This is a genomic window from Streptomyces sp. NPDC006510, from assembly GCF_040611955.1.
Taxonomy (GTDB): Bacteria; Actinomycetota; Actinomycetes; order Streptomycetales; family Streptomycetaceae; genus Streptomyces.
In genome coordinates, this window is sequence record NZ_JBEXPH010000225.1 from 1 (window position 1) to 11,997 (window position 11,997).

8 protein-coding genes and 1 pseudogene are annotated in these 11,997 nt (G+C 72.0%); 3 read left to right on the top strand and 6 right to left on the bottom strand.

Going from position 1 to position 11,997, the window contains the following annotated elements; all coding sequences use genetic code 11:
* Positions 1-185: 185 nt before the first annotated feature.
* From ABZY11_RS38200 to ABZY11_RS38210, 3 genes are all read right to left on the bottom strand, one after another.
* Positions 186-3,701 carry a hypothetical protein gene (locus tag ABZY11_RS38200; protein WP_356483573.1) on the bottom strand — a complete coding sequence of 1,172 codons (3,516 nt, stop codon included), beginning with the start codon at positions 3,699-3,701 and terminating at the stop codon, positions 186-188.
* Between the two features lie 197 nt (positions 3,702-3,898).
* Positions 3,899-5,380, bottom strand: coding sequence for a penicillin-binding protein 2 (locus ABZY11_RS38205; RefSeq protein WP_356483574.1), 1,482 nt, complete (start codon positions 5,378-5,380; stop codon positions 3,899-3,901).
* Positions 5,381-5,488: 108 nt separating this feature from the next.
* Complete coding sequence (locus tag ABZY11_RS38210) at positions 5,489-6,334, bottom strand: LLM class F420-dependent oxidoreductase (RefSeq protein ID WP_356483575.1); 846 nt, start codon at positions 6,332-6,334, stop codon at positions 5,489-5,491.
* Positions 6,335-6,594: 260 nt separating this feature from the next.
* Here ABZY11_RS38210 and ABZY11_RS38215 point away from each other — a divergent pair.
* Positions 6,595-8,095 (top strand): annotated as a pseudogene (locus tag ABZY11_RS38215) (CehA/McbA family metallohydrolase).
* A 62-nt stretch (positions 8,096-8,157) separates the two neighbouring features.
* On the opposite strand, the gene ABZY11_RS38220 reads toward ABZY11_RS38215, so the two are convergent.
* The 3 genes from ABZY11_RS38220 to ABZY11_RS38230 form a co-directional block, all read right to left on the bottom strand.
* Positions 8,158-8,907 carry a hypothetical protein gene (locus ABZY11_RS38220; RefSeq protein WP_356483576.1) on the bottom strand — a complete coding sequence of 250 codons (750 nt, stop codon included), beginning with the start codon at positions 8,905-8,907 and terminating at the stop codon, positions 8,158-8,160.
* Between the two features lie 94 nt (positions 8,908-9,001).
* Positions 9,002-9,991, bottom strand: coding sequence for a DMT family transporter (locus ABZY11_RS38225; RefSeq protein WP_356483577.1), 990 nt, complete (start codon positions 9,989-9,991; stop codon positions 9,002-9,004).
* Positions 9,988-10,599 (bottom strand): TetR/AcrR family transcriptional regulator, encoded by a 612-nt coding sequence (locus tag ABZY11_RS38230; protein WP_356483578.1) that lies wholly within the window; start codon positions 10,597-10,599, stop codon positions 9,988-9,990. The genes ABZY11_RS38225 and ABZY11_RS38230 overlap by 4 nt, the downstream gene beginning before the upstream one ends.
* Before the next feature lie 210 nt (positions 10,600-10,809).
* Between ABZY11_RS38230 and ABZY11_RS38235 the strand changes: the two genes are divergently transcribed.
* On the top strand, positions 10,810-11,379 hold the full coding sequence (locus ABZY11_RS38235; protein ID WP_356483579.1) for a DNA polymerase ligase N-terminal domain-containing protein: 570 nt from the start codon (positions 10,810-10,812) through the stop codon (positions 11,377-11,379).
* On the top strand, positions 11,376-11,997 hold a 622-nt coding region (locus tag ABZY11_RS38240), incomplete at its 3' end, for an endonuclease (RefSeq protein WP_356483580.1). The genes ABZY11_RS38235 and ABZY11_RS38240, both read left to right, overlap by 4 nt.

Sequence of the window (11,997 nt, forward strand, 5' to 3'; positions counted from 1 at the left end):
CGATCGTCGGCTCCCGTGGGCCGGCGATCGCGGCGGCCCCATGATGACCAATCCCGCTGATGCTGCACTGACGCCCCGCTGACGTTGGGCAATTGGCCGCGAACTCCGGGCGCCCGTACGCGCAAGGGCCGGGCGCAGCACCGTTTGGTGCGCGGCGCCCGGCCCTTGCGTTCAGCTCAACTACTTCAGCGGGCAACCGCCTTGGTCGCCTTGCTGGTGGCGGCACCACTGGCGTGGCCGGTGCGGCGGGCGGTCACCTTCACGGTGATCTTCTTGCCGCGCTGGGCGGACTTGAGCGTCAGCGAGGACTTGGTCGCGCCGGAGATCGCCTTGCCGTTCGCGTACCACTGGTAGCCGTACGAGGTCGGGGTTGGCGTCCAGGTGCCGTGGGCGGACTTGAGCGTGCGGCCCACCTTCGCGGTGCCGGAGATCGTGGGCTGCTTGGTGGCCTTGGGTGCGCTGCCCACGGCGACCTTCACCGCGGCGGGCGTCGCGGAACCGTCGGCGTGACCGGTCCGGTGGGCCGTGACGGTGACGGTGAGGTACTTGCCGAGCAGCGAGGCCGGGACGGTGTACGTGGACGCCGTCGCACCCGCGATCGCCTTGCCGTCGGCCTTCCACCGGTAGCCGTAGGCGGTGGCGGCGGGCGTCCAACTGCCGCTCGTGGTGGTCAGCTTGGCGCCGACCTTCACGGTGCCGGTGATCTTCGGGGCGGTCGTCACCCTGGGCGCCGCGCCCTTGGCCACCGTGAGCGCCGCCGAGGTGGCCGGAACGTCCGCGGTGCCGGTGCGGCGGGCCGTGACGGTGACGGTGAGCTTCTTGCCGAGCAGCGACACCGGGACGGTGTAGGTGGCGGCGGTGGCCCCGGTGATCGGCTGCCCGTCGGCGTTCCACTGGTAGGTGTACGAGGTCGGGGCGGGGGTCCAGGTGCCGGGGGACGCGGTGAGGTGGTCCCCGACGCGGGTGGTGGTGCCGATCGTCGGCAGTGCGCTGTTGCGGAGCGGGGCCGAGGTGACGGTGAAATTGCCCTGCGAGTACTCGACTCCCCTGTGCGTGATGACGCTCGCGCTCCAGGCGCCCTCGGCCGCACCGGTCAGATCCAGTTCGGCGGTCAGGGTGCGGCGGTCGGGCGGGACGGAGACGGTGGTCCCGGTGATCTCCCGGCCGGCGTTGCGCAGCACGACGCGGTCGTCCTGGTGCAGGGCGCTGCCGGTGACCGCGACCGTCGTCCTCGTACCGGAGACGCCGGTGGTCGGAGCGAGCTTCGTGACGGTCACCCGCTCCATGCCGCAGAGCCCCGAACAGACCGCCTCGGCCTTGTAGGAGGTCTTCGACACCTTCTCCGGCAGGGAGAGGACCAGGATGCTCGGGGTGAGCTCGCGGGAGTACTGCTCGATCACCGAGCACTGGTAGCCGCCGGGGGTGCCGTACGCGCAGCCGTTGTCGAGGCTCGGGTCGTAGAGCGCGGGTACCGCCGTCTCCGTGGCGCCCGTCGTGTCGCTGATCTCCATCTCGAAGCGGTCGCTGTACGCGGTGGGCAGCGCGGCGCAGACGGCGGTGTGCTCCTCGTCGAGGGTGCCGGTGACCGGGCCGTACCCGTACGCGACGCTCGCGACCTTCTCGCACTCGGCGGCCGGGCCGTCGGGACCCGCGATGCGCAGGGCGTCGAAGCGGTACGAGTCGGGGGCCTTCAGCGTCGCGGGGACGGTGACCATGACCTGGTAGTGGGTGGAGCCGGTGACGGCGCATGCCCGGTTCTTGTTGCACAGGGCGGTGCCGTCGGCGCCGTACACCACGATGTTCGCGGCGCCGAGCGCGTCGCGGACGTCGATGTGCAGGGTGTCCTTGGCGTCGGCGGTGGTGACCTGGCGGCAGCGCAGCTCGCCGGGGGCGCCCATGGTGCCGCCGGTGGACGGGCCGCCGGGCTTCGTCGCCGGGTTCGGGGTGCAGCCCTTGGCGGTCGCGGTGACGTCGCGGCGGGCCAGGGTGTACTCGGCGGGGGTGTCGCGGCCGGTGACCAGCACGGTGTGGGCGACGCCCGGGGTCAGCGCGCAGGTCGTCCAGGTGGAGACGGAGGGGCGGGTCGAGCAGATCTGCTTGCCCTGGACGTCCAGGACGGTGAACTGCGCGAGGGCCGTGGTGCCGGGTGCCGCCCGGAGCTGGAGGTTCTCCTGGGCGCTGTGGTCGTCGGCCGGGATGCTCAGGCAGTTCGAGAAGACGCCGTCACCGGTGGAGACGCGGGCGGCGGGACCGGTCGCGGTGAAGTCGCCCGCCGGGATGGCCGGGCAGTCGCTCACCGCGTCGGTGCGGTGCAGGACGAAGGTGTACGGGCCGGTCGGCTTCGACTCACTGGTGGTGGAGACCAGGGCCCGGAACGGGGCCTTGCCGGTGAGCCCGCAGGTCCCGTTGGAGAGGCGGGACGGGTCGCACCGCTCGATGCCGTCGGCGTCGACGACGGTCACGTCCGGGTGGGGCGCGGGCCCGTAGAGGGCCTCCAGCGCCGCCAGCCGGGCGCCCTCGGGGAGCGGCAGCGACAGGCAGTCGATCTCGCCACCGACGGTGAACTCGGCTCGGTGAACGCCGAGTTCGACCGACTCGCAGCCGGTGGTGGCGGTGTGGTCGATGACGAGGGTGGCGGCGTCGGTGAAGACGGTGTAGTCACCGGCGGCGGGCAGGGAGCAGACGTCCCAGGTCTGGCAGGCGGTCTTGCCGTCCTTGTCGTACACGGCGAGGACGGACCGTACGCCGTCGTGGACGGCGTACGCGTCGTGGCGTCCGGCGGCCTTGGCGGTGAAGGTCCGGCATCCGTGGGACGGGTCGGCGGCCGTGGGGCCGGAGTTGTATCCGTTCAGCGCCGGATGGGTGCAGCCGGCCGGGTCGGAGATGCGGCGGACGGTGAGGGTGTACTCGGCGGGGAAGCCGTGCTCGGCCTCGCTGACCTGCGAGAGCACCCGGTAGGGGCCGTCGCCGGGCAGGACGCAGCCCTCGCTGTCGTCCTCGTTGAAGTGCGGGCAGATCCGGGCGCCGGTCTCGTCGGTGATCCACGACAGGCTCTGGCCGTACGCGGTCGTCCTGATCTTGTTGGTGATCCGCTCACCCGGCTTGCCGGCGAACGGCTGGCACTGGATGGCGGTCGGCCCGGCCGCCGAGCCGACGACGGGTGCGGTGTCCCAGGACGTTCCGGTCTCGGGCGCGCAGCCCTCGGTGGTGGCGAGGGGGACGACGGCGACGGTGGGGCTGCTCGGCTCGGACCAGTTGTTGTACAGCCGGAGCGTGAAGTCGCCCGAGCGGGGCAGCCGGCACCAGCCGGCACCCCACTCGGGGTCGTAGCAGTCGAGTTCCGTCTCGCCGTCGTAGACATGGGCGTACGTACTGGCGGCGGTGCCGCCGACGAGTACGACCTTGTGGAGCCCGGCGGCGTCGGCCGTGAACGTGAAGCAGGCCGTGCCGTCGCCCGGGATCGTCGGCCTGCCCTCCGCCGGGGCGGCCTCGCCGAAGCCGGAGAGAGGCAGAACGGCGCAGTCCTCGCCTGCCGTGGGCGCGGCCGTGGCACCGGCCGCCGCCGTCGGGGCGTACGCCTGCGCGGCGCTCGCGGGTATCAGCAGCGTGAGCAGGACCGACAGCGCGAGCAACAGCACGGCGTACGCCGCCGGTCTCGCCGCTCTCCCGGATCTCGCCGCGGTGCGTGGGTAGCTGGGCATTCCGTTCCCCCCGGACCGGTGAAGTGTGCGCTTCTGCCGGGGCTTCACGAACGACCTACGAACGCGGGAAAGCCCGGGACAGGAGCGAGATGTGCGCGACTTGTAAAGATGAGCGCACGCGATCATCGCACACACGTCCCGGGCTTCCCGAAGAATTTCGGTTCCGCTTCTCCGAGAATTCCGGTTCTGCTCGTGGGCTACTTGCCCAGTACCGCCTTCATCACGCTCTTCGCGATCGGCGCACCCAGCCGGCCACCGGAGATGTCGGACCGGGAGATGTCCATGGCTGTCGGGTCGATGAACACCGCGACCGCCACCGACTTGCCGTCGGACTTGCCGTACGAGACGAACCAGCCGTACGGCACCTCGTCCTTCACATTGACACCGCGCTGCGCCGTTCCGGTCTTGCCGCCGACCGTGACACCGTCGATCAGGGCCCGCTGGGCGCTGCCCTCCTTCGCCGTGAACTCCATCATTTCCTGGACCTTCTTCGCCGTCTCCTCGGACACGGCCTGGCTCTTGAGCTTCGGCTCGTGCTTCTCCAGGACCGACAGGTCGGGGCCGCGCAGCTCGTCGACGATGTACGGCTGCATCAGCTTGCCGTCGTTGGCGAGGGCGGCCGTCACCATCGCCATCTGCATCGGTGTGCTGGTGAGGCTGCCCTGTCCCATGCCCGTCAGCGCGGTCCCGGGCTTGTCCAGCTCGTTCGGGTACAGGCTCTTGGTGGCGAGCATGTCGCCGAACTCATCGGAGTAGACATCGGAGTTGAAGCCGAAGTTCTCCGCCGTCTCACGCATCTTCTCGTCGCCGACCTTGGACGCCGCGTCGAGGAAGACGTTGTTGCAGGAGTACTGCATCGCGGTCTTCATGGACGCCTTGCTGCACACCGCGTCGCCGGCCTCGCTGCCGATCTTGTTCGTGGAGAGCGGCAGGGGGTACGGGGAGACCGCGTCGGACCGCGCGTCGACATCGGTGACCACGCCGTGCTCCAGGGCCGCGGCCGCCGTGAGGATCTTGAACGTCGAGCCGGGCGGGAAGGTCTCACGCAGCGGGCGGTTGGCCAGCGGCTTGCTCTTGTCGTCGACGAGCGCCTGGAACTTGTCGCCCTCCTTGAACGAGTTCCCGGCGAAGACGGACGGATCGTACGAGGGTGTGGAGACCAGGGCCAGGACCTTCCCCGTGCTCGGGTCCAGCGCGACGACCGCGCCCCGCGCGCCGAGGTCGGTCAGTCCCTTGTAACCGGCCTTCTGCGCCTTCGGGTCGATCGTGGTGATCACATCACCGCCGCGCCGCTGCTCGCCGGTGATGATGTCCTTGGCGTGCCGGAACGCGAACCGGTCGTCCTGGCCGCTGAGGATGCTGTCGTACGTCTTCTCCAGGAGGGACATGCCCTGCGCCTGGGAGGCGTATCCGGTGACGGGGGCGTACATCGGGCCCTGCTTGAAGGTCCGCTGGTACTTGAAGTCCGTTCCGTCGACCGCCTTGGAACCGGTGACCGCTTCGCTGCCCACGACGATGTCGCCGCGCGGGGTGGCGAACTGGGCGATCTTCACCCGGCGGTTCTTCTCATGAGTGGCCAGGGGCTCGCTCTTGACGTACTGGAGCCAGTTCGCCCGCAGCAGCAGTGCCATCACCAGCAGCCCGCAGAATATGGCTATGTGCCGCAACGGCCTGTTCATCCTGATCCACTCCCGTACTCACCAACTATTTGGTCTTTAACCGAGGAAGATGCTGATTCCGGGCAAATGGTTGCACCCGCAACCATCTGTGCCCGTGGGCACGGCCGCTCAGAGGTACTGCGCATAGCCGTCCAGCGCCCGCAGCACCTCCGGCTCGCCCGCCGGGGGCAACTGCAGGACGATCTCCTCGATGCCCAGGTCCGCGTAGTGTGCCAGCTTGCCCGCGCTCGGGAGCACCGCGTAGGGGACGACCTGGAGGTGCTTCGGGTCGCGGCCCGCCGCCTCCCAGGCCGCGCGGAGCTCCGGCACGGACTCGGTCAGGCCCCGGCCGCCGATCGGAAGCCAGCCGTCGGCGTACTGCGCGATGTGGGCGAACAGCTTCGGACCGGCCGCGCCACCGATCAGAGTGCGGGGGCCGTTCACCGGGCCGCGGGGCTCCTGGAACGGCTTCGGGTACGCGTGGCTGGCCCGGACCGAGCCGAACTCGCCGTCGTACGCCGTGGGTTCGTCCGACCACAGGGCGCGCATCAGGGCCATCCGGTCGCGGACGAGGTCGCGGCGGGCCGGCCAGTCCACGCCGTGGTCCGCGGCCTCCTCGACGTTCCAGCCGTAGCCGACGCCCAGCGTGAACCGGCCTCCGGAGAGGTGGTCGAGGGTGGCGACCTGCTTGGCCAGGTCGATCGGGTCGTGCTGGGCGACGAGCGTGATGCCGGTGCCCAGCGTCAGTCGTTCGGTGACGGCGGCGGCCTGGGCGAGGGCGACGAAGGGGTCGAGGGTGCGGCCGTACTCGGGCGGGAGCTCGCCGCCCGCCGGGTAGGGGGTGTCCCTGCTCACCGGGATGTGGGTGTGCTCGGGCAGATAGAGCCCGCCGAAACCGCGCTGTTCGAGCTCGCGGGCGAGCCGCAGCGGCGTGATCGTCTCATCGGTGAGGAAGATCGTTGTGGCGATCCGCATATGAGGACACCTCCGTCGTGATCCGGTGAGGGACGAGCCCAACGTATGCCGTGCGGTGCGGAAAGCCGAGTACGCGTGGGTCGGTGGGAATCGGGGAGTTGAGGGCACGGCCCGTCCAGGTATTCCGGCGTTCTTCCGCAGTTCACCGCCGGCCGCCAGGATTTCGGGCGCGCGCCGTTCGATTCCGCTCACGCCCTGCCGCTCACGACACCCGGGGAGCCCTTCGCATGTCCGCATCGCAATTCGCTCACGGCCACCCGATGGCCAGGCGCGGCCTTCTCGTCGGGACCGCCGCCACCGCTCTAACGTTGGGCACTGTGAGCTTCGCCGACGCCGCGCCCCCGGACCACGGCAACAACGACGGCCCGGACCTGACCAGGACCGTGCGCGGCACCCTGCCGACCGGGTCGCCCGACTTCGTGTACCTACCGGTCGAAGTACCGCGCGGAGTGCGGGAGATCGCCGTCTCGTACACGTACGAGAAGCCGCCCGTCCCGGCCGGGACGCCGGGCAACGCCCTCGACATCGGCATCTTCGACGAGCGCGGCACCGAGCTGGGCGGGCGCGGGTTCCGGGGGTGGTCCGGCGGGGCGCGCGGCAGCTTCCTCATCCGGGCGGACGAGGCGACGCCCGGCTACATCGCGGGGCCGGTACGGGCCGGTACGTGGAACATCGCGCTCGGCCCCTACACCGTCGCCCCCGAGGGGCTGCCGTACGAGGTGACGATCACCCTGCGCTTCGGGCCCGCCGGATCCACGCCGGAGCCGGTGTACCCGCCGGAGCGGGCGAAGGGGCGCGGGCGGGCCTGGTACCGCGGCGACTGCCATCTGCACTCCGTGCACTCGGACGGCAGGCGCACGCCCGCCGGGATCGCCGCCGCCGCGCGCGGCCGGGCTCGACTTCATCAACAGCAGCGAGCACAACACGTACTCCGCGCACGGGGCGTGGGGCGGGCTGTGGGGTGACGATCTGCTCGTCCTCACCGGCGAGGAGATCACCACCCGCAACGGGCATGTGCTCGCGGTGGCCACCGACCCGGGCACGTTCGTGGACTGGCGCTACCGGGCCCGCGACAACCGGTTCGGGCACTACGCGAAGGCCGTGCGCCGGGCCGGCGGCCTGGTAGTCCCCGCCCATCCGCACGCCACCTGCATCGGCTGCCGATGGAAGTTCGGCTTCGGCGAGGCGGACGCGGTGGAGGTGTGGAACGGGGCGTACTCCCCGGAGGACGGGATCGCTCTCGCCGAATGGGACAACTCCCTGGTGGCCGCCGTGCGTTGGTCGAAGCCGTGGGTCGCGGCGATGGGCAACAGCGATGCGCACCGGGAGCCGGACGTGGTGGGGCTGCCGCAGACCGTCGTCCTCGCCGACGAGCTGTCGCGCGAGGCGATCGTGGCCGGAATCCGGGCCGGGCACTCGTACATCGCGGAGTCGTCCGCCGTCACGCTCTCCTTCGGTGTCTCGGGCGGGCGCGGGCTGCACGCCGGGATCGGGGAGCGGCTGCGGGTGGACGGGGACGACACCCCGGTCACCGTGCGGCTGGAGGTGACCGGGGTGCCCGGCTGTACCGCGCACTTCGTCACCGACCAGGGCACGCTGTTCACGGCCGGGCTGCCCGAGTCGGGCACGGGGACGGTGGAGTGGCGTACGACTCCGGCCTACGCGGCCTATGTGCGGGCCGAGGTCCGGCATCCGGCGACGGTGCCGGGGCTGCCGGGGGCACTGGCGGCGCTCACCAATCCGGTGTTCCTGGAGGGGTAGGGCGGCCCGATCCGAACGACCGGGCCCAGACGCTGGGCCGGGTCGTTCGGATCGGTCGGGGCTCAGGCGCTGGGCAGGGTGCGCAGGCGTATGCCGTGGCGGGCTCGCAGCCGGCCGATCTCCCAGGCCGCGACGGCGGTGGTGGCGAGCGCGCCGCCCAGCGACAGCCACAGGGGCCCGTCGTAGCCGTTGTCCACGACGTGGACCGGAAACAGCTCCCCCACGAGCAGCAGCTCCCACGAGAGCACCACGGTCAGCATCGCGGGCAGCGCTTGATGGACCTCCATGGTGCGGAACATGTAGCGGGCGATGCACGGCACCGACATGCTCACGAATCCGATGGCCCGCAGGAGCAGCGGGAGCCCGGCCAGGAAGGTCAGTCCGCCCACCAGCACGCTCGTGCGGTGGCCGAGCCAGAACGGTCCGATCGCGGTGGCCACGAGCAGCAGCCAATGGCCCAGGAACATCCCGACCGCGATGGACGGCCCGCGCAGGCGCCCCACCATCCGCTGCCGGTCCGCGCTGTTCACCACGGCGATGAACGCCGCTACGACCAGGGGCACCGTCACCAGCAGCAGGAAGGGTGCCGCCAGCAGTCTGACCACCCCGGACGCGAGCCAGTTGACCAGCCAGTCGGAGAGCGGGATGTCGCGGGCCCCCGCCTGGGGGACCTCCACGAGCATCGCGATCGAGACACCGAACCAGAACCGGGTCAGCTGGATGCCCTGGATGAGGCGATCGTCCAGGATCCGGTCCTCCGGCGGCTTCAGGTAGCGCTCGACGATCTCCCGGTCCTGCGCCATCAGCGCCACGGCTGTCCTCCGTCCCGCCGCGGGGCCCACCGTCCCCGCGTCCCCCGTCCCCCGCGCCGCAGGACGTCCGGCGCCGGTGAAGGCGAACAGTGTGTCAGGAAGACCCGCGACGGACCAGAGCCCGCCGGGGTGCCGGGGCCCCGGAGGCCGCCGCGCGTACGCGGACGGGCCGGGACGGGGCGGTCAGCACGCCGAGGCAGGCGATGACGAGCGCGATGCCGGTCCAGCCGAGGGCGGGCAGGTGTTCGCCCACGACCAGGACCGCGAAGACCGCCGCCACGGCGGGTTCCAGCAGGGACAGGGTCGTCGCGGTGCTGACCGGGATGCGGGACAGGCCGAAGCCGAACAGGACGTAGCCGGTGAACATCGGCACCAGTGCCATGTAGAGCCCGACGCCCGCGTTGGTCCAGGAGGCGACCAGCGGTGCGCCGGTGGCCAGCAGGACCGGTACGAGCATCAGCCCGCCGAGGCCGAACACCGCGCCCATGGCCGCCCGCGAGGTGATGCCGCGGGTGATGAGGCGGTGCGCCGCCCACGCGTACACGGCGTAGGTCACACCCGCGACCAGCCCGAGCCCCACGCCCGCGACGGTCTGGCGGGCGGAGCCCGTGCCCGTTCCGGTGCCGGCCTGCGCGGCCTCGGCCGCACACAGCAGCACCGTGCCGGCCAGCCCCAGGGCGGCCCCCGTCATCCATCTCCGGGACAGGCTCCGGCCGTCGGCGAGCCGCTCGATCAGGGCCGAGGCCAGCGGGGCCGAGCCGATGGAGACGACCGTCCCGACCGCGACACCGGCCAGATGCATGGAGGTGTAGAACGCGAGCGGATACAGCGCCACGCCCGCTCCCCCGACGAGCACGATCCGCCACTGCGCCGTCAGCTCCGCACGGGCCCGTGCGATGCCGCGTCCGGCCAGCAGGGCCTGGAGCAGGCCGCCCAGGCCCATCGCGGCGGCGCCGATCGCCAGCGGCCCCACCTGGGGCGCGAAGGTCGCGGCGGTTCCCGTGGTGCCCCAGAGCACCGAGGCCAGCAGGACCGCGAGTGCGCCGAGGCCGGGTCCGGCGGTGTGCCGGGCGGGCCGGGTCACAGGGTGTCCAGCAGGGATGCCGCCAGGTCCCGGGCGCTCCGCATGCGTGCGCCGTCCCCTTCGAGGCCCGCGCGCACGATGGCCCCTTCGAGCAGGAACGCCAGGTGCTCCGCCGTGACCCGGGCCTTCTCCTCCTGTCCGGGCAGCAGCTCCCGGAGGTGGCCGGCGAGCAGGCTCTCGACCTGTTCCTTGTGGTGGCGGACCACGGTCCGGCCCTCGTGGCCGGTGGGAAGTTCGGCGGCCGCGTTGAGCAGCCCGCAGCCCCGGAAGCCGTGCTCGTAGGCGAAGTCGGCGTGGTCGGCGTAGGCGTCGAAGACGGCCAGTACTGCGTCCGCCGGGCCCTGTGCGTCGGCCAGACGCCGCCGGTAGAGGCCGAGCCACTCCTCGTGCCTGGCCTCCAGGTAGGCGCGGACGAGGTCGGCCTTGGAGTCGAAGTTGTTGTAGAGGCTCATCTTGGCGACGCCCGCCTCGGCCGTGATCGTGTCGATCCCCGTCGCCGCCACGCCGTCGGCGTAGAACCGGCGCGCGGCGGCGTCGAGAATCCGCTCGCGCGCCGCCCCCCGCCGCCGCTTCACCGGCTGCTTCTCCTCGGCCTTGGCCTCGCCCATGTCTGCTCGTCTCCTTAATTAGGTAGGCCAGTCTACCTAACGGCGAGGGCTGCGTCAGCCCGGGTCGAGCCGATGCCGAGCCGACGCGCGCAGGCCCGCCGCTGCACCACCGCCAGGCCCGGCGCCGGACCCCGTCCCGGTGCGCTCGGCGGCCGGGAGCGTCACAGTGGAAGGGAGCACCGGGCGGGGGTTGCCGGAGGAGGTGTCCCGATGGATGTGACCGGCGACAACGGCGACCGGACGGGCACGGCCCCCTGCTTCGTCGTACAGATCCACCAGGCGCGGCGCATGCACTTCGACTTCCGGCTGGAGGTCGACGGCGTACTGAAGTCGTGGGCGGTGCCGCGCGGCCCTTCGGAGAACCCGCGCGAACGGCGGCTGGCCGTCCCGACCGAGGACCATCCGCTGGAGTACCGCACCTTCGAGGGCGTCATCGCCAAGGGCGAGTACGGCGGCGGCACGGTGATCGTCTGGGACCAGGGCACCTACCGGCCGCTCAGCCATGACCGGTGGGGCGCGCCCGTGCCGTTCGAGCAGTCCCTGGCGGACGGGCACGCGACGTTCTGGCTCGACGGGACCAGGCTGCACGGCGAGTTCGCCCTCACCCGTTTCAAGAGCGGCGACGCCCCGGGCGAAGAGGTGTGGCTGCTGATCAAGGCCAAGGACGGGCGGGCCACCGAGGACGGCCCGGACGCGCCGGACCCGTACCTCGCACGTTCGGCCCGCACCGGCCGCACCCTGGCCCAGGTCGCGGCCGAAGAAGGGCACGGGTCGCCGTGACCGCCCGCGGCACCGTGGAGGTCCTGCTCGACCGTTACGGCACCACGTACGCGACCGAGGCCGGTATCCGGCTGCGGAACACCCCGCAGTCGCTGTACCAACTCCTCGTCCTCAGCGATCTGTTGAGCGCGCGCATCCGGGCCTCCGTGGCGGTCTCGGCGGCCCGCGCGCTGTTCGGCCACGGCCTGCGCTCGCCGCGCCGGATGGCCGGGGCGACCTGGCAGCAGCGCGTCGACGCGCTGGGCGAGGGCGGCTACCGGCGTTACGACGAGCGGACCTCCACCCAGCTCGGCGAGGGGGCGCGGCTCCTGCTGGACGACTACGGCGGCGATCTGCGGCGGCTGCGCGAGGAGGCCGACGGCGACCTGGACACCCTGCGGGCCGGGCTGCGGCGCACCCCCGGGATCGGCCCGGCCGGCGCGGACATCTTCGTGCGCGAGGCGCAGGCGGTGTGGCCGGAGCTGGCCCCGTTCGTGGACGGGAAGGCGCTCCAGGGCGCCGAGCGGCTGGGGCTGCCCGCCTCCCCGGCGAAGCTGGCGGAGTTGGCGGAACAGGCCGGCCGGGGCGAGCAGGGCGATCAGGACGGCGGGCGCCGGATCGCCGTGCTCGCCGCGGCCC